Source organism: Paraburkholderia sp. BL10I2N1, assembly GCF_004361815.1.
Taxonomy (GTDB): Bacteria; Pseudomonadota; Gammaproteobacteria; order Burkholderiales; family Burkholderiaceae; genus Paraburkholderia.
The window spans coordinates 681,457-696,436 of sequence record NZ_SNWA01000003.1 but is presented as its reverse complement, the minus strand read 5'-3'; the positions used below and the strand labels follow the sequence as shown (position 1 = coordinate 696,436).

Below are 14,980 nucleotides of genomic sequence, written 5' to 3'. Positions count from 1 at the left end.
CGGAAAACGGAGGTCCCAATGTGCTATTCGGCTCAGATTCAGGCGGATTATCGAAGGTTCGTCAGAATGTTCGGCGCCCGCATCAGCATCAAGGAGTTCATTCAACTCTTCTGGGAGCGCGCAGAAGGTAGCAGCAAGGCGAAGGTTCCGAAGGCGATGGAGGATGCGTTTCTGGAACCGCAGTCAGACGACGAACGGGAGGTCAGGGCGCTTATCGACAGGTTCAATGCGCAACAGGTGACGAAGCTCGAGCAGGACCTGTTCAAACAACGCGCGCGCCTGGCTGACGCGGAACGCTCACTCCAGACGAAAGTGACGAAAGCAGCGACGGAGAGCAGGCGCATTGCCACCGACAAGATCGCATGGACCCTCGGCAGGCTCGATGACCTCCGTCGTACGTCGCCGAAGGCTGAGGATTCGCGCATTTTCCCCGGACACTACGCGCCGGTCATGGTGATGGAGAACGGCCAACGCGTCATCAAGCCCATGCGCTATCAGTGCCGCATTGCTGGCAAGCCTGCTTCATACGACGTCAAGTACCCCGGCGCGTATAACGCGCGTCGCGACAACCTGGAAGGGTTCTGGAAATCTCTCTTCGGTTATTCGCATGGCATTGTCGTCATCAACGCGTTTTTCGAGAACGTGAGCAGGGCGCGCATGGAAGGTCGACAACTCGCGGAGGGCGAGAAGGACGAAAATGTCGTTCTGGAGTTCAGACCGAATCCGGCTCACGACATGCTCGTGGCGTGTCTGTGGTCTCGCTGGTCAGGTAAAGGTGAGCCGGACCTTCTGTCTTTTGCCGCGATAACCGATGAGCCGCCGCCGGAGATCGCCGCCGCCGGACACGATCGCTGCATCATTCCGATTAAACCTGAGAACATGGATGCATGGCTGAATCCGGATGCTTCTGATCTGGCGGCGCAATACGCGATTCTTGATGACAGAGATCGACCGTACTATGAACACCAGTTGGCGGCATGAGTGCCTCTCGGATTGGCATGCTCAACCCTGCAGGCCCAACATGAGACTCAGTGTTTTGTATCCGATGGACTGGGCGACGTCGCCTGGCAGGCAGCGTCCCCTCCGGCAATAGGGTGCGGCGCAAGAGTGCCTCGGATCACGCTTTCCAACTTTCACAATACCTCGAAATTCCGGTTAAGCATTCGATGGCGGGCGCTTTCGAGGAAGGTATGCGACGGCATGCTGCGCATGCCCCGCTACCGCTCAGCCTGCCTCACTCTTTCGCCAGGTCAAAAGAATCTGCTGCTTCGCCTTGACCAGTGTTGCCACGTGCTCGTGCAACTGCTCGCGGATCCGCTCGGTCGGCCCGCCGACCGAGAGTCCGTACAGGTCGCCGCCGAAATCGAGGGCTACGGCCACCGCCGAAAGCTCGGGCGCGCTTTCGCCGATATTCGCGTACCAGCCGCGCTCATGCGCAGTGCTGACCTGATCGATGAACGTGGCGCGATCCGGGGCAGTTGCATCCGTGAATCGCTCGAAATGGAGCTTTGCGCTGAGTGCCTCCTGCGTCGACGGATTGAGTTCGCCGAAAATCACCTTGCCAATCGAGTTCGCATGCAATGGCCGCAGTGAGCCGGGCGCGCATGCATAGCGTACGGCCTTCTCCGATTCGACCACGTCGAGATAAATGACCGCCGTGCCGTGGATCTTGCCAAGCACGATGGTTTCGCCGGTCGCGTCGCGCAGCTCGACAAGCCGGGGATGCAACATTTCAACCACGGGATCGACCGCGTCGATTGCGTTCGTGAGCAACTGCAGACGCCGCGTGGGATAGTAGCCACCCCGCTTGCGCACTTCGTAGAGATAGCCGCGGCTCACAAGCGTGCGGGCAAGCGCGAGGCAACTTGACGAGGGCACGTTCAGGAGCCGCGCCATTTCGGCGAGTGGCAGCGGCCGCTGTTCAGCGGCGAAGAGCTCGAACAGGTCGAGCGTACGGGCAACGAGTTTGACGTCCATGGGGCATGGCAGTTGATCGCAAGGCGGCGCGATGCCCCTTGCGCTAATCAGTACGACTTCGGCAGCCCGAGCACCTTTTCCGCGATGAAGCACATGATCATTTGCGGGCTGACGGGCGCGAGCCTTGGAATCATACACTCTCGCAGATAGCGTTCGACGTGGTATTCCTTCGCGTAACCCATACCGCCCAGCGTCGCAATGGCCGTCTGACACGACTGGAACGCGGCTTCAGCGGCAAGGTATTTCCCGGCGTTCGCTTCGGCGCCGCACGGCTCGCCCGCGTCGTACAGCGTGGCGGCCTTCATCACCATCAGGTTCGCGGCCTCGAGCGCCATCCACGCCTGCGCGAGCGGATGTTGAATTGCCTGATTCTGCCCGATGGGACGTCCGAACACGACCCGCTCCTTCGCATACTGCGTTGCGTGGCGCAGCGCCGCCTGGCCGAGACCCACCGCTTCCGAGGCGATCAGGATGCGCTCCGGGTTCAGTCCGTGCAGCAGATAGTGGAAGCCCTTGCCCTCTTCGCCAATGCGGTCCTCCACCGGTACGCGCAGGCCGTCGATGAAGAGCATGTTCGAATCGACGGCCTTGCGGCCCATCTTCTCGATCTCGCGGACTTCGACGCGCGTGCGGTCGAGATCGGTATAGAAAAGGCTCAGGCCATCGGTGGGCTTCGTCACCTGGTCGAGGGGCGTCGTGCGCGCGATGATGAGCATCCTGTTCGCGACCTGCGCCGTCGAGATCCAGATCTTGCGGCCCGTGAGCACATAATGATCGCCATTGCGCACGGCCTGCGTTTTCAGGTGCGTCGTATCCAGGCCCGAGTCGGGCTCAGTGACAGCAAAGCAGGCCTTGTCGCGGCCCTCGATGAGCGGCGGCAGGAACCGCCGCTTCTGCGCCTCGTTGCCGAACACCTGCACCGGGTTGAGCCCGAAGATGTTCATGTGTACGGCCGACGCACCCGAGAGCCCCGCGCCGGAAGCACTGATTGTGCGCATCATCAGCGCCGCCTCGGTCATACCGAGCCCGGAGCCGCCGTAGTCTGGCGACATCGCTATGCCAAGCCAGCCCGCGTCGGCGAGTGCACGGTGGAAGTCGTGCGGGAAGCCACCTTCACGGTCGCGTTCGAGCCAGTAGCTGTCGTCGAAGCGCTCGCAGATCTTGTCGATTGCAGCGACGATCGACTGCTGGTCTTCATTGAGACTGAAATTCATCGCTGAGGTCCTCTCAAGGCATAAGCAAAACGTGGTCAAAGCGGGAACACGCCGACCAGCACCGCGGTGAACACCATCAGCACAGTGGCGGCGAACAGGAACGGAATCGTGAACTTCTGGTGCTCGGCGAGCTCCACGCCTGTCAGGCCGACAATCAGGAACGTCGCCGGTGTGAGCGGACTGACGGGGAAGCCGGTAGTCATCTGACCTAGGAGTGCGGCCTGCGCCATCTGTACGGGTGGCACACCCAGCAGCTCCCCACTCTTCGCCAGGACAGGCAGAATGCCGAAGTAAAACGAATCGGGGTCGAAGAGCAGGCTGAGCGGCATCGAAACGAGTCCCAGCACGAATGGCATATGGCGCGCGTGATCGGCAGGCACATGGCGCACAACGACTTCGGCCATCGCATTGAGCATGCCGGTGCCAGTCATGATGCCGGTAAAGGCACCCGCCGCAAGCAGCACACTCGCCATCATCAGGGCCACCTTCGCGTGCGCGTTGACGCGTTCGCGCTGCTGTTTCACATCCGGATAGTTGATGACTAGCGCCAGCACCGTGCCGATCATGAACATAACCATCGGGTCGACGATGCCAGACACGAGCGTGGCGAGCACGATAAAGGTGAGCACGAGATTGATCCAGAAGCGCTGGGGCCGGCGCAGCGCAAGCTCCTCTGGCGAGAGTATCCGCGGCGTGGCGGCGATGCCGGCGGCATGCTCGCGCGTGAGACCGAGGCGCTTCTCCTCGCGCTTGCCGAGCACGTATGCCGTGCCGAACACGAAAACAAGCCCGACGATCTGCACGGGAATCATTGGATAGAAAATCACGGTGCCTGGAATATGCAGGGCCGCTGAAGCGCGCAGCATTGGCCCGACCCACGGGAGGAAGTTCACACCCGCGGCCATCGATGCGACGCACGCGAGAATGCGGCGGTCGAGACCGAGGCGGGTATAGAGCGGCATCATGGCGGGCAGTGTGACGAGAAACGTGACCGCACCCGAACCATCCAGATGGATGAGCAATGCAAGCAGTGCAGAGCCCATGACGATGCGCGGAGGATGGCAGCCCACCACGCGCAGCACACCGTTGATGATCGGGTCGAGCATTCCAGCATCCGTGAGGATACCGAAGAAAAGGATCGCAAACACGAACATACCCGCAACCGGACCGATGTTCTGCACCCCGTGAACGATGAACTTCGCGGTGGAGAGCCCGAAGCCCGCTGCGAGCGCTGCGACGATGGGTACGGCGATCAGGGCGACGAGTGGTGAGAGCCGCTTCGTGATGATCAGCGTGAACAGTGCGACGATCGCCAGCGTACCGATTAGCGCGAGCATGATCCAGTCTCCCTGTGCGCGAGGCTTCTTGCCTGGTTGTCAGGTGTCATTGTTGTCTCCTGCGCGGCGTTGCGTGCGCCGCTGTTGCGGTTATGTCGAACTGCCTGTTGATGCACTGGCTACACCTCGCCTGATCGTTCTCCGAAGACCTGCGCAGTGTGTTCGTCGAGTGCCGGTGGCACGCTCCGGTAGGTGGCCGGTGTGCGGCCCAGCTTGATCGGCGAGGCGATTCCGCGATATGTACCCATCTCGATCTTCATCGCGCGATGGGCCGTGTGGGGATGCGCGAGCGCCGCGCCAAGCCCCAGCAGCGGCGCACACGGCACGCCATTGCGCACAAGCGTGTCGGCGAGCTGCGAGCCATCCCACGCGGCGAAGCGTTGCTCCAGCTCCGCGCGCAAGGCGGTGCGATGCTGGCTGCGCAAGCGGTTGTCGGCAAAGCGTGGGTCGTCGGCGAGCTGTGCCGCCTCGATCAGCCGGCAAAGCGCCGCGAACTGCGCGTTGTTGCCGACCGCGAGGAAGATGTCGCCGCTGCCGGTGTGGAACATGTCGTAAGGCGTTATGTTCGGATGGGCGTTGCCAGTGCGCTGCGGCTCCTTGCCCGAGTAGAAGTAATTGGGCGTGTGCGGGTGCAGGATCGAGAGCGCGCAGTCGAACAGCGTCGATTCGACGAACTGGCCACGTCCGCTCGTCTCGCGCTCGCGCAACGCCATCAGGATACCGAGGGCCGCATTAAGTCCCGTCACGAGATCGACGATCGGCACGCCGACGCGTAGAGGAGCACCACCCGCCTCGCCGTTGACGCTCATGAGACCGGTCATCGCCTGGATCGCCGCGTCATAGCCGGGCAGCGCGCCGAGCGGGCCGTCCGCGCCGAAGCCGGACACGCGGCAATGCACGAGCCGCGGAAAGCGTTCACGCAGTACGGTGTCGTAGCCAAGCCCCCAGCGCTCCAGCGTGCCGATCTTGAAGTTCTCAACGAGGACGTCGGCGGTTTCGAGCAGCGCGAGCAGACGCTCGCGCTGCGCTGGCTGCGTGAGATCCAGCACGACGCCCAGCTTGTTGCGATTGACGCCCTGGAAGTACGAAGCTGTCCCGCCATCGAACGGTGGTCCCCAGCCCCGCGTTTCATCGCCGCCAGGCGGTTCGATCTTGATCACTTCTGCGCCGTGATCGGCGAGAATCTGCGTGCAATAGGGGCCGCCAAGTACGCGGGACAGATCCACAACGCGCAAGCCGTGTAACGATCCAGTTGTTGAAGTTGAGGGGATGGTCATTATGATCTGTACTACGTATTGATTGGAAATGAAATGGCAAAGCTACCCACGCAGCACGAACAGCTGGCGAGCTGTGAACAGCCATCTGACGTCGCAGAACGGCTACATTGTGCACATCCGGATCTGACGTGAACACGCTGCTGACATTCACTACGGTGAATGAATATTCACACGCAGGAATATGTGAGGTCAAGCTGGATACTGAAAAACTGCCCCAGGAATGTCCCTGGTCCTGGGTGGCCAGCATCCGGGCCAACCGTCCTCGCCAGCTTCGCACGACGGCATATTCGCGCCCGGCAGTGCCGGAGTATGAAAACGTCCGCGGCGCTAGCGTGGCTGCCTGGGCATGGCTCTGACCAGCTCATCTACACGCATGGCGGCTTCGGCAAGGCAACTACAGAAGATCATTCTTTTGAGACGTGCATCGCCCGAATCCGGATAAAACGGCCGGTTTGCATTCATCCCATGTTGGTCGACGAGGCGGAGCGGAAAGCGGGCTGGAAACCGGATCTGGTATTCGTCGACGAAAACAAACGGATCAAGGGCAGCGGCGATCACGTGCCGGTACAACAGTGGACATAACACTGTTACCCGGCACCGTGTGCCCTCTTGAAGCGACATGACCGCCGACTACGGTCGACCGGACGTACAGAGGGCCGCCTCGTCTGCGGCCAGCGCCTGTGGAACGGCCTCCCGCAAGAAATCCATGAACGTCCTGATCTTGGCGTCGAGGTACTGGCGCGACGCATAAAGCGCATAAGCGGTCAGCTTTTGCAGCCGATACTCGGGCAACACGCGGACCAACGCGCCGCTATGGAACGCCGGCAGGACCGTCGACATCGGCAGCGCTCCAATCCCGACGCCTTCGCGCAGTGCGACACTGAGCGCGTCGGGAAGGTTCATTTCGAAGGCCGCCTTTGGAAGCTCGACCGTCTCCCGGCCATTAGGGCCGTCCAGATGCCAGCGATCGTGCGGAAAAACCGACGTGACAATCTGCAGGCATGAGTGAACTTCAAGGTCCTGCACCGTGCGCGGCGTACCGCGCTCGCGCAGATAGGCGGGCGCCGCACACAACACACTGTGCACATCTCCGAGCCGATGTGACACGAGTCCCGAGTCCGGTAACTCCGTCATACTCACTTGAAGCATCACGTCGTACCCCTCGTCGAGGATATCCGGCATATGCTGCGACAACGTCAACTCGACTGACACCGCGGGATACCGTTCCCGATAGCGGACGACCGCCGGGACCACGTAGGCCTGGCCGAAGCTCGGCGACGCATGGATGCGCAGCCGCCCGGAAGGCCTCGCTTGCGCATCCGCCGCCTCGGCCTCGGCCTCCTCGACATAGGCGAGTATCCGTTCGCATCGGTCCAGATAGCGCTGGCCCGCCTCGGTCAGCGCGATGCGGCGGGTACTGCGATTGAGCAGGCGGGTGCGCAAATGCGACTCCAGTTGCGAGACCGCTCGTGACGCATTGGCTGTCGTGATGTTCAGGCGCGAAGCAGCGCCCGTAAAGCTTCCCTCTTCCGCTATGCGGACAAATATCCGCATCATGTGTAGCGTGTCCATTGCCTGTTTTCCAAGGATAAATCCGTCTTGCGCCCCATGGAACCGGGTTTTGCAGGAGGGGAGCAAAGGACCCTGACTATCGGGTGCCTGCGGCGATTCATCATTTGGTTCGATACGGCCATACTATCTTCAAACGAAGACAATGTATAAAGCGATTTCTTCTGATAAGGTATCTTCAACGGCAGGTAAAACGAGATTCTGATATGGCGATACTGACAACCGAAGATCTAACAGGCGAACGCTCTCCCGGGCGGCTTTTGCGCCGCATTCACAAACTGCTGGTAACACGCGTTGATTCGCTCTTCGATGACGAGCAGTTGACAGTCATCCAGTGGACGGCTTTAAAGCTGATCCGTGACGGCGTGGCCACGACCGCAGGAGAGTTGGCCCGGTCCATTGGCATCGCGACGGGCGCCACTACCCGACTGATCGACAGTCTCGAAGAGATCGGTTACGTAAAGCGTGACCTTGGTTCTTCGGATCGACGGGTGGTCCGTTTGGTGCTCACGAAATCCGGAGAGGCAAAGCATGCTGAAAGGGTACCGATCATGGTCGCCAGTTGGAATGAGATTCTTGCCGACTTCAAGAAACAGGAGGCGGAGCAATTGATCCGTCTTCTTACGAAGCTCCATGACTCCATGGAACGCGTTGTCGAGTCAGGTAGCCGCGGCGATCAAGACGAAACCGATTGACCCGTGCGTCAAGCCCCGCACGGCGACCAGAAATTCGCCTGGCTTGAACTCAGTCCGTTGCGGTACTAATCAGCTGCCGCGACGTGCTCTGCCGGCGCAGGCTTGCGGGTTATCCAGACCACCAGCACCATCGCCATTGCCAGCCAGCCGCTGGCGTAGAAGATGTCAATCGACGACAACAGGTAAGCCTGATTGATGGTCTGTCGCAAAATGGTTCCGGCGGACTGCAAGGGATTCATGCCCTGAGCCTGAAGCTGCTCGGTTGCCTGACGATAGATAGGCGAGAAGCTGGTGCTTGATTCGACCAGCCTGCTCTGGTGCAACGCCTCGCGTCGATCCCAAAACGTCGTAATAAGCGATGCGGCAAAGCCCCCCGACGTGATGCGGGCAAAATTCGAAATTCCGGTCGCAGACGGGACGCGCTCAGGCGGTATTCCGTCGAGCATGATATGCAGAAGCGGCACAAAGAACATACTCAGGGCAAAGCCTTGCAGGAACAGGGGCATGGTGAGCGTCCAGAAAGCGGCATCCGGAGTGTAGTGAGAACGCAAGAAGAAGCCTGCCGCGTACGCTACGAAGGAGCCGGTTGCCATCCAGCGCGGATCCACCTTCAGCCGCCCGACCGGCGTCGTCATCAACACCGCTACCAGACCGCTCGGAGCCGCAACGCACCCTGCCCACGTTGCGGTATATCCCATCTGCTCCTGCAGCCAGAGTGGCAGCAAGACATTGTTGGAAAAGATCAACGCGTATCCGAGGCAGGTTGCCAGAACACCAAAGCAGAAATTGCGCCGCATGAACAACGTCAAGTCCACTGCAGGCTTGCTTTCAGTGAGCTCCCAGATCACCCAGGCCACAAAGCCTAAGGCTGCACAGATCGCCAGGACAACAATCAGCGTGTTGTTGAACCGCGTTGAAGTCACGGTCGATCAAGCGCGCCTGAATTCGCGCTTTGAGCAACCTGTTGATTCGCCGGAGAAGCCTCGCCGGAGAGCGCTCTCCGGTTACATCGTCGATAGAAAGGATAGCCATCAGACCTGGAACTCCCGTTGATCCACGCAAGCACTGCTGCTGCTCTGCCATTAATCTCCATCTGAAGATACTGAATGTGCAGCAAGCAATCAAGTACTTTTCTCCATCTGAAGTTTTTGTGCATCAGTGAACACTTCCGAACGACCTCTGCTGATCGTTCAAATGCTGCGAGGCAACACAGCAATGATCCTGCGTCTATCACGGAGGGCCTGCGAGATTAAGAAACTGGACTAACCATTCAGCGCAGGTGATCGGATGAAGCGATCCTCGACACTGCCGACAGGACGCAGCCTCCGGGAATTGAGGCCACGACGCGGCGATTGCAGGAGAAGATCGGCAAGCTGAAGAGGCAGATGCAACAGCTTCGCGAGACTGACCGACAACCGCGCCAGCAACCCCATTGCTGCCTCTCGCAAATTTGCGTCGCCAACGCCCACAACGAGGAGGAAATCGGACGTTACGAGACGGGCGGCATTGCCTTTGCCTGCCGCCGGGACCTTTCGTTTGAAGGCAGCCGTGGCAGGCCCGGTTCTGCCGTCGAAGGCGCATATATCGATGCACGGCGAACCGGACACACGCTCACGCCGCAATCCTCCGGCGCCGTACTTAGGCAAGCGCATACATGCAGTGCCTGACCGCTGCCGGCAAGCCCTGTGCCACATCAATAGAGGCAGGGGCGCCGCGTGACTAACCAGCATCGGTGATGCAGCGGGCGGGGGCCCCTTATTCAAATTTAACTCCACCGGCCCGACCTTCTTCTCGCGATCCGTCGACAATGGCGTGACCTGGAGCACGGCCGCCCCGATCTACCAGCCGGGCACGAACGCACAGACGATCGACAACATCGTGCGGGTGTTGCCTGATGGGACCCTGCTCGATTTCTTTACCGGGATCAATGTCACCCCATCGGGTGTCAGCATCGGTTATATCAAGTCCACGGATAAGGGAGCGAGCTGGAGCGGGCCGGCGTTCGCCAGCGATATTTCTGTGGTCGGAGTGGTCACCCCGGACACCGGCCAGCCGATACGCGATGCCTCCATTCTCTATAGTGTCGCTGTGAACCCGGTCACGGGGGCAATCTATCTCGCCTGGCAGGACAATCGCTTTTTGACGGCTACCTGCACCACGCCGGGTGCTGGGTCAATCGCGATCGGCGGGATCGTCTTCAGCGAGTCGGATAACGGCGGGGCCACCTGGTCGACGCCTGTAATGATCAACAAGACGCCGGCGAATGCCACGAACCCATGCCGTCAGCAAGCCTTCATCCCCGCAGTCGTGGCGTCGGGCGACGGCAAGACGGTCGTGGTGACCTACTACGACTTTCGTAACGACACGAACACACCTGTCGGCTTCGAGGGCACCGACTATTTCGCGCTCTTCTGCACCACAGGGTGTACGAACCCCGTCAACTGGGGCAATGAGCGGCAACTGACCACAGCCTCGTTCAACATACTGAATGCTCCGGTGGCGCGTGGCCATTTCCTCGGCGATTACATGGGCCTGGCTGCTAGCGGGTCCACGACCGTGTACCCGGTGTTCGGCATAGCCACGGGTCCCAACGTGACGGCCGAATACACCCGCCAGATCACATTGCCATGAGCGCAACGGGCGGCGAAGGGAGGTCGCCGCCCGGTACTCCGTGACGCGCCTTTTTTTATTCAAAAAAGGTCCGACCGCATTTGAATGCCAATCAGCCGTTTCAATGACCGCGCGCTAGCGCGAGCGAAGGACAGTTCCTGGCCGATCACTGCCTCACGCGTTCGACATAGATTGGCCGGCCCCTGCCGTTCTGCAATCGGCTGCAGTCAACCAAAAGGGGGCGCCGATGGCCTCGTCTCGACTGCTTCTCAGGGGAAGATCGGTGTCGTGGGCTCCGCGCCTTCGAGATCGGCCTTCGGAAAATGCTGCGCGACCATCTGCTCGATCTCTTGTTCTCGCGATCCAGGCACGTCGGCCATGATCAAGAGCTGGCCGTCACGTATGGCGCCACGAAAGCGCTCGAGTCGTGCATTCGGTTCGTCGACGCCGATCATCGTGGCCGTCCAGGCCCCGAAGCCGGCACCTGCCAACGTCAATGCCACGACGGCTCCGCCCGCAATTGCGAGCTCCGCGGGAGGAAACACCAGTGCCACGAGGCCGAGAAGCGCGCCGGTCGCACCGCCGAGCGCCACGCCGCGTTCGAGCGAGTGCACGACGTCGCTGCTTTGCAGCAAGGATGCCTCAGGTAGCTGTTCGAGTGCGACACTGTGATTCGCGAGGACATGGATATGTCGCCATGTGATCCGCGCCCGCAGCAAGTCGTCTACGATCGCCTTCGCCGTCGTCGTGTCAGGTACGAGGAAATAAAGACGTCTCATGTCGCTCTCCATCAATCAAGCACTCCCCCAACGGGTCCATACTGTTTATCGTACGCCTACATTACACCTCCACGTATTCGTCACGACTGAATCAGGTTGAGAACTGGTTTGCCAGCATCCAACGCGACGTCATCACGCGCAGGGTATTCACCAGCACGAGGGATCTCGGCAAAAAGCTCATGTGCTACATCCGCCGATACAACAAGCAGGCTGTCCCATTGAAATGGAAGTATTCCGATCCAACACGACGCATTCGGTGCGATTCATCCGGTTCAATGGACTAATGCAGGATCTTCGCCAGAAAATCCTTCGCGCGATCCGACTTTGGATTCGCGAAGAACTCTTCCTTGCGGTCGTCTTCGACGATGAGGCCTTTGTCCATGAAGATCACGCGATGCGCGACCTTCTTCGCAAAACCCATTTCGTGGGTGACGCACATCATCGTCATGCCTTCCTGCGCAAGTTCGACCATTACGTCGAGCACTTCGTTGATCATCTCGGGATCGAGTGCTGAGGTCGGTTCGTCGAACAGCATCGCGATGGGGTCCATCGACAACGCACGCGCGATCGCCACGCGCTGCTGCTGACCACCCGACAGCTGCCCCGGATACTTGTCCGCGTGCGCACGCAGGCCCACGCGATCGAGCAGTTTCAGGCCCTTCGCATTGGCTTCGTCGTTCGAACGGCCGAGCACCTTGATCTGCGCGAGCGTCAGGTTCTCGGTAATCGACAGATGCGGGAACAGCTCGAAGTGCTGGAACACCATTCCAACCTTGGCGCGCAGCTTCGACAGATTCGTCTTCCTGTCGGCGAGCGACTGGCCGTCGATCGTGATGTCGCCTTTCTGGAACGGCTCAAGGCCGTTCACCGTCTTGATGAGCGTCGACTTGCCCGAACCCGACGGGCCGCACACCACGACCACTTCGCCTTTTTTCACTTCCGTCGAGCAGTCGGTCAGTACCTGGAACTGTCCGTACCACTTCGAAACATTGTTGATTGAGATCATTGTGAAATCCATTCCTGGTTGAGTTCCGTGGAACGAGCCACGAAGGGAAAAGCTCATTGAACGAAGGGCGCGCCGTGCAGCGCCGACGACAAGACGACGTCAAGGCCGCGTAACGGCTGCCGCCAGGACCTGTCGGATCCTGGCCATTGTCACCGGCGCCCTTGCGCGTGTTGCATCTGCTCCAGCCGGCGCGCGTACAACGTCAGCGGAAAGCACATGGCAAAGTAGATCAATGCGACCATCCCGTAAATTGGAAACGGGCGGAACGCTGTGTTGGTGATCATCGAGCCGGTCTTGGTCAACTCGATGAAGCCGATGATTGATGTCAACGCCGTGCTCTTGACCACCTGCACCAGAAAGCCGACGGTCGGCGCCACCGCGATCTTCTTCGCCTGGGGCCACACGATGTAGCGCAACTGCTGGCTGAACGTCATGCCGAGACTCGCGCCTGCGGCCCACTGCCCGCGCGGCACCGCCTCGACGCAGCCGCGCCAGATATCGGCAAGATAGGCGCTGGTGTAGAGCGTCAACGTTACCGTCGCAGCGGCCCACGGCGACACGTCCACGCCGAGCAACGGCAAGCCGAAGAACGCGAGGAACAGTTGCATCAGCAACGGTGTGCCCTGGAAAAGCTCCACATAGACCGTGACGATACGGCGCAGCCACGGCAACGGCGATACGCGCATCGCCAGCAACAGAAGTCCGACTGCACCGCCGCACACGAAGGCGATCAGCGACAGCAGCACGGTCCAGCGCGCGGCAAGCAGCAGATTGCGCGCGATATCCCACAACGTGAATTCGTTCATGTCAGGCGCTCCGTGGTCAGCGTCTGTGCGCGACGCCAGACGAATCGAGTGATCCAGTTTCGACGCACATCGGTCGTACGTGGCGTGCGTCCCGCAAACAGGCCCCGGCCCAACCGGTTCAGCAATTGCCGCAAGACGATCGACAGGAACAGATACGTCGCGGTGACGATCAGATAGCTCTCGAACGAGCGGAAGTTACGCGACTGGATGAAATTCGCCGCGTAAGTCAGATCGGGCACTGAGATCTGTGACACGACCGCCGAACCGAGCATGACGATCAGCACCTGGCTCAACAACGCGGGAAACACATTGGCGATCGCTTGTGGCAGGACTATATGGCGAAACACCTGACGCCCCTGCAAGCCCAGTGCGTGGGCGGCCTGCACCTGGCCGCGGGGAATCGAGTCGATGCCGGCGCGCACGATCTCGATGGCGTACGCGCCAAGATTGACCGTCATCGCGAGGATCGCCGCTTGTACTTCGTCGATATGGATGCCCAGACCCGGCAACCCGAAGAACACAAAGAACAGTTGCACGACGAACGGCGTATTGCGTATCAGTTCAACGTAAGCCGCAACCAGCGTGCGGGCCCAGCGCGGCCCGGCGACGCCGACGCACGCACCCGCGATACCGACGAGCCCGCCGAGCACGGTCGATACCGCAGTGAGCCCCAAGGTGACGGCGACACCACGCGCGAGCATGCCCGCGTAAAAACCGAACCCGCTGAAATCGAATGCATAGCTCATGGTGTGTCGCTCATGGTCGGGTAGGGCAGGTCCTGAAAGCGCGTCATCAAAGATCGGCTGGCAGCGGCGCGCGCAGCCACTTCTCGGAAATCGTGTTCATCGTGCCGTCCTTGCGGGCGCGGGCAATCGTCTCGTTGACCTTCTGCTGCAGTTGCAGCTCGTTCTTGTTCAGGCCGACGTGATCGGGCGAACTGAACAGCTTGAATTTCTGCTCCGGATCATTCGCCGGGTGACGCGCGAGGATTGTCGCCCCCACGTCGTTGCCGACCACCATCAACTGGGCCTGTCCGGAGAGGAAGGCGGAAATCGCACCGTTCGGATCGTCGAAACGCTTGATCACGGCGGTCGGCGGCGCGATTTTGCTGACGCTCAGATCTTCCAGCGTGCCGCGGGCGACCGAGATGCTCTTGCCGGCGAGGTCGCTGGCGTTCCTGACCGTCAGTGTCTTCGGCCCGAATACCGCGAGGTAATACGGCGCGTACGGTTGCGAGAAGTCGATGACTTTCTCGCGCTCCGGCGTCTGACCGACGGAGAGCAGCATGTCGGTCTTGTTGTCCGCGAGGTAGGCCATGCGGTTGTCGCCCGTGACCGGAACCAGTTCGACCTTCGCGTTAAGCGCTTTGCCGATGAGGTTGGCAACGTCGATGTCATAGCCTTGCGGTTTCATGTCCGGGCCGATCGAGCCGAATGGCGGATAGTCTTCGAATACGCCGATCCGCACAACGCCGGACTTCGCAATCGAATCCAGCGCATCGGCATGGGCGGCCGGCGCGAATGCCGACAGCGCGGCTACGCCCGTGAATGCCAGCGTCGCGGCGGCCACGGCGAACACACGCTGGGTGCGCCGTGAGAGGGAGTGAAGCGTGGTCATGGTTGTTCCTCTTTCGAAAATAGGGTGTCGGGAGAATTCAGTGGGCAGCGCGCGCTGCGATCAATTTGCATCGCCAATCCTTCAGGCCGGCGG

Annotated in this window: 15 protein-coding genes and 2 pseudogenes; 6 read left to right on the top strand and 11 right to left on the bottom strand. The window is 60.5% G+C overall.

Annotated elements, in window-relative coordinates:
* The first annotated feature begins 18 nt into the window (after positions 1–18).
* On the top strand, positions 19–981 hold the full coding sequence (locus B0G77_RS41235; protein WP_133667579.1) for an SOS response-associated peptidase family protein: 963 nt from the start codon (positions 19–21) through the stop codon (positions 979–981).
* A gap of 243 nt (positions 982–1,224) precedes the next feature.
* Here the strand turns inward: B0G77_RS41235 and B0G77_RS41230 are convergent, their stop codons facing one another.
* The 4 genes from B0G77_RS41230 to B0G77_RS41215 form a co-directional block, all read right to left on the bottom strand.
* Complete coding sequence (locus tag B0G77_RS41230; protein ID WP_133667578.1) at positions 1,225–1,977, bottom strand: IclR family transcriptional regulator; 753 nt, start codon at positions 1,975–1,977, stop codon at positions 1,225–1,227.
* A 47-nt stretch (positions 1,978–2,024) separates the two neighbouring features.
* The gene (locus B0G77_RS41225) at positions 2,025–3,191 is read right to left on the bottom strand and encodes an acyl-CoA dehydrogenase family protein (protein ID WP_133667577.1); all 1,167 of its coding nucleotides are present in this window, start codon (positions 3,189–3,191) and stop codon (positions 2,025–2,027) included.
* 35 nt (positions 3,192–3,226) lie between these two features.
* The gene (locus B0G77_RS41220) at positions 3,227–4,528 is read right to left on the bottom strand and encodes a citrate:proton symporter (protein ID WP_133667576.1); all 1,302 of its coding nucleotides are present in this window, start codon (positions 4,526–4,528) and stop codon (positions 3,227–3,229) included.
* Positions 4,529–4,647: 119 nt separating this feature from the next.
* Positions 4,648–5,805: a CoA transferase gene (locus tag B0G77_RS41215; RefSeq protein ID WP_133667575.1), complete on the bottom strand. Its 1,158-nt coding sequence runs from the start codon at positions 5,803–5,805 to the stop codon at positions 4,648–4,650.
* A gap of 468 nt (positions 5,806–6,273) precedes the next feature.
* Here B0G77_RS41215 and B0G77_RS41210 point away from each other — a divergent pair.
* Positions 6,274–6,387, top strand: a pseudogene (locus tag B0G77_RS41210) (aspartate 1-decarboxylase); the annotation flags it as partial.
* Positions 6,388–6,435: 48 nt separating this feature from the next.
* On the opposite strand, the gene B0G77_RS41205 reads toward B0G77_RS41210, so the two are convergent.
* Complete coding sequence (locus tag B0G77_RS41205; RefSeq protein WP_133667574.1) at positions 6,436–7,377, bottom strand: LysR family transcriptional regulator; 942 nt, start codon at positions 7,375–7,377, stop codon at positions 6,436–6,438.
* A gap of 203 nt (positions 7,378–7,580) precedes the next feature.
* On the opposite strand from B0G77_RS41205, the gene B0G77_RS41200 reads away from it, so the two are divergent.
* Positions 7,581–8,069, top strand: a complete 489-nt coding sequence (locus B0G77_RS41200) for a MarR family transcriptional regulator (RefSeq protein ID WP_133667573.1) — start codon at positions 7,581–7,583, stop codon at positions 8,067–8,069.
* Between the two features lie 65 nt (positions 8,070–8,134).
* On the opposite strand, the gene B0G77_RS41195 is transcribed toward B0G77_RS41200, so the two are convergent.
* Positions 8,135–8,992, bottom strand: coding sequence for an MFS transporter (locus tag B0G77_RS41195; protein ID WP_208116598.1), 858 nt, complete (start codon positions 8,990–8,992; stop codon positions 8,135–8,137).
* A 429-nt stretch (positions 8,993–9,421) separates the two neighbouring features.
* Here B0G77_RS41195 and B0G77_RS41190 point away from each other — a divergent pair, with 429 nt between their 5' ends.
* A complete protein-coding gene (locus B0G77_RS41190; protein ID WP_133667572.1) occupies positions 9,422–9,736 on the top strand; it encodes a hypothetical protein in 315 nt (104 codons plus the stop codon).
* 145 nt (positions 9,737–9,881) lie between these two features.
* On the top strand, positions 9,882–10,700 hold the full coding sequence (locus B0G77_RS41185; RefSeq protein ID WP_243751502.1) for an exo-alpha-sialidase: 819 nt from the start codon (positions 9,882–9,884) through the stop codon (positions 10,698–10,700).
* A gap of 248 nt (positions 10,701–10,948) precedes the next feature.
* Here B0G77_RS41185 and B0G77_RS41180 read toward each other — a convergent pair whose 3' ends face one another.
* A complete protein-coding gene (locus tag B0G77_RS41180; protein ID WP_133667571.1) occupies positions 10,949–11,458 on the bottom strand; it encodes a DUF1269 domain-containing protein in 510 nt (169 codons plus the stop codon).
* Between the two features lie 50 nt (positions 11,459–11,508).
* On the opposite strand from B0G77_RS41180, the pseudogene B0G77_RS41175 reads away from it, so the two are divergent.
* A pseudogene (locus tag B0G77_RS41175) lies at positions 11,509–11,742 on the top strand (IS630 family transposase); the annotation flags it as partial.
* On the opposite strand, the gene B0G77_RS41170 reads toward B0G77_RS41175, so the two are convergent.
* The 4 genes from B0G77_RS41170 to B0G77_RS41155 form a co-directional block, all read right to left on the bottom strand.
* A complete protein-coding gene (locus tag B0G77_RS41170; protein ID WP_133667570.1) occupies positions 11,739–12,464 on the bottom strand; it encodes an amino acid ABC transporter ATP-binding protein in 726 nt (241 codons plus the stop codon). The pseudogene B0G77_RS41175 and the gene B0G77_RS41170 sit on opposite strands and share 4 nt — an antisense overlap.
* A gap of 149 nt (positions 12,465–12,613) precedes the next feature.
* Complete coding sequence (locus B0G77_RS41165; RefSeq protein WP_133667569.1) at positions 12,614–13,270, bottom strand: amino acid ABC transporter permease; 657 nt, start codon at positions 13,268–13,270, stop codon at positions 12,614–12,616.
* Positions 13,267–14,016 (bottom strand): amino acid ABC transporter permease, encoded by a 750-nt coding sequence (locus B0G77_RS41160; RefSeq protein ID WP_133667568.1) that lies wholly within the window; start codon positions 14,014–14,016, stop codon positions 13,267–13,269. Before B0G77_RS41160 ends, B0G77_RS41165 begins: the two co-directional genes overlap by 4 nt.
* Positions 14,017–14,062: 46 nt before the next feature.
* The gene (locus B0G77_RS41155; RefSeq protein ID WP_133667567.1) at positions 14,063–14,887 is read right to left on the bottom strand and encodes a transporter substrate-binding domain-containing protein; all 825 of its coding nucleotides are present in this window, start codon (positions 14,885–14,887) and stop codon (positions 14,063–14,065) included.
* Positions 14,888–14,980 lie beyond the last annotated feature (93 nt).

Bases quoted from the DNA above. Each gene is read 5' to 3' on its own strand.
- B0G77_RS41230 (WP_133667578.1), bottom strand. From the start codon at position 1,977: ATGGACGTCAAACTCGTTGCCCGTACGCTCGACCTGTTCGAGCTCTTC.
- B0G77_RS41155 (WP_133667567.1), bottom strand. From the start codon at position 14,887: ATGACCACGCTTCACTCCCTCTCACGGCGCACCCAGCGTGTGTTCGCC.
- B0G77_RS41165 (WP_133667569.1), bottom strand. From the start codon at position 13,270: ATGAACGAATTCACGTTGTGGGATATCGCGCGCAATCTGCTGCTTGCC.
- B0G77_RS41215 (WP_133667575.1), bottom strand. From the start codon at position 5,805: ATGACCATCCCCTCAACTTCAACAACTGGATCGTTACACGGCTTGCGC.
- B0G77_RS41170 (WP_133667570.1), bottom strand. From the start codon at position 12,464: ATGATCTCAATCAACAATGTTTCGAAGTGGTACGGACAGTTCCAGGTA.
- B0G77_RS41220 (WP_133667576.1), bottom strand. From the start codon at position 4,528: ATGCTCGCGCTAATCGGTACGCTGGCGATCGTCGCACTGTTCACGCTG.
- B0G77_RS41200 (WP_133667573.1), top strand. From the start codon at position 7,581: ATGGCGATACTGACAACCGAAGATCTAACAGGCGAACGCTCTCCCGGG.
- B0G77_RS41225 (WP_133667577.1), bottom strand. From the start codon at position 3,191: ATGAATTTCAGTCTCAATGAAGACCAGCAGTCGATCGTCGCTGCAATC.
- B0G77_RS41205 (WP_133667574.1), bottom strand. From the start codon at position 7,377: ATGGACACGCTACACATGATGCGGATATTTGTCCGCATAGCGGAAGAG.
- B0G77_RS41235 (WP_133667579.1), top strand. From the start codon at position 19: ATGTGCTATTCGGCTCAGATTCAGGCGGATTATCGAAGGTTCGTCAGA.
- B0G77_RS41180 (WP_133667571.1), bottom strand. From the start codon at position 11,458: ATGAGACGTCTTTATTTCCTCGTACCTGACACGACGACGGCGAAGGCG.
- B0G77_RS41160 (WP_133667568.1), bottom strand. From the start codon at position 14,016: ATGAGCTATGCATTCGATTTCAGCGGGTTCGGTTTTTACGCGGGCATG.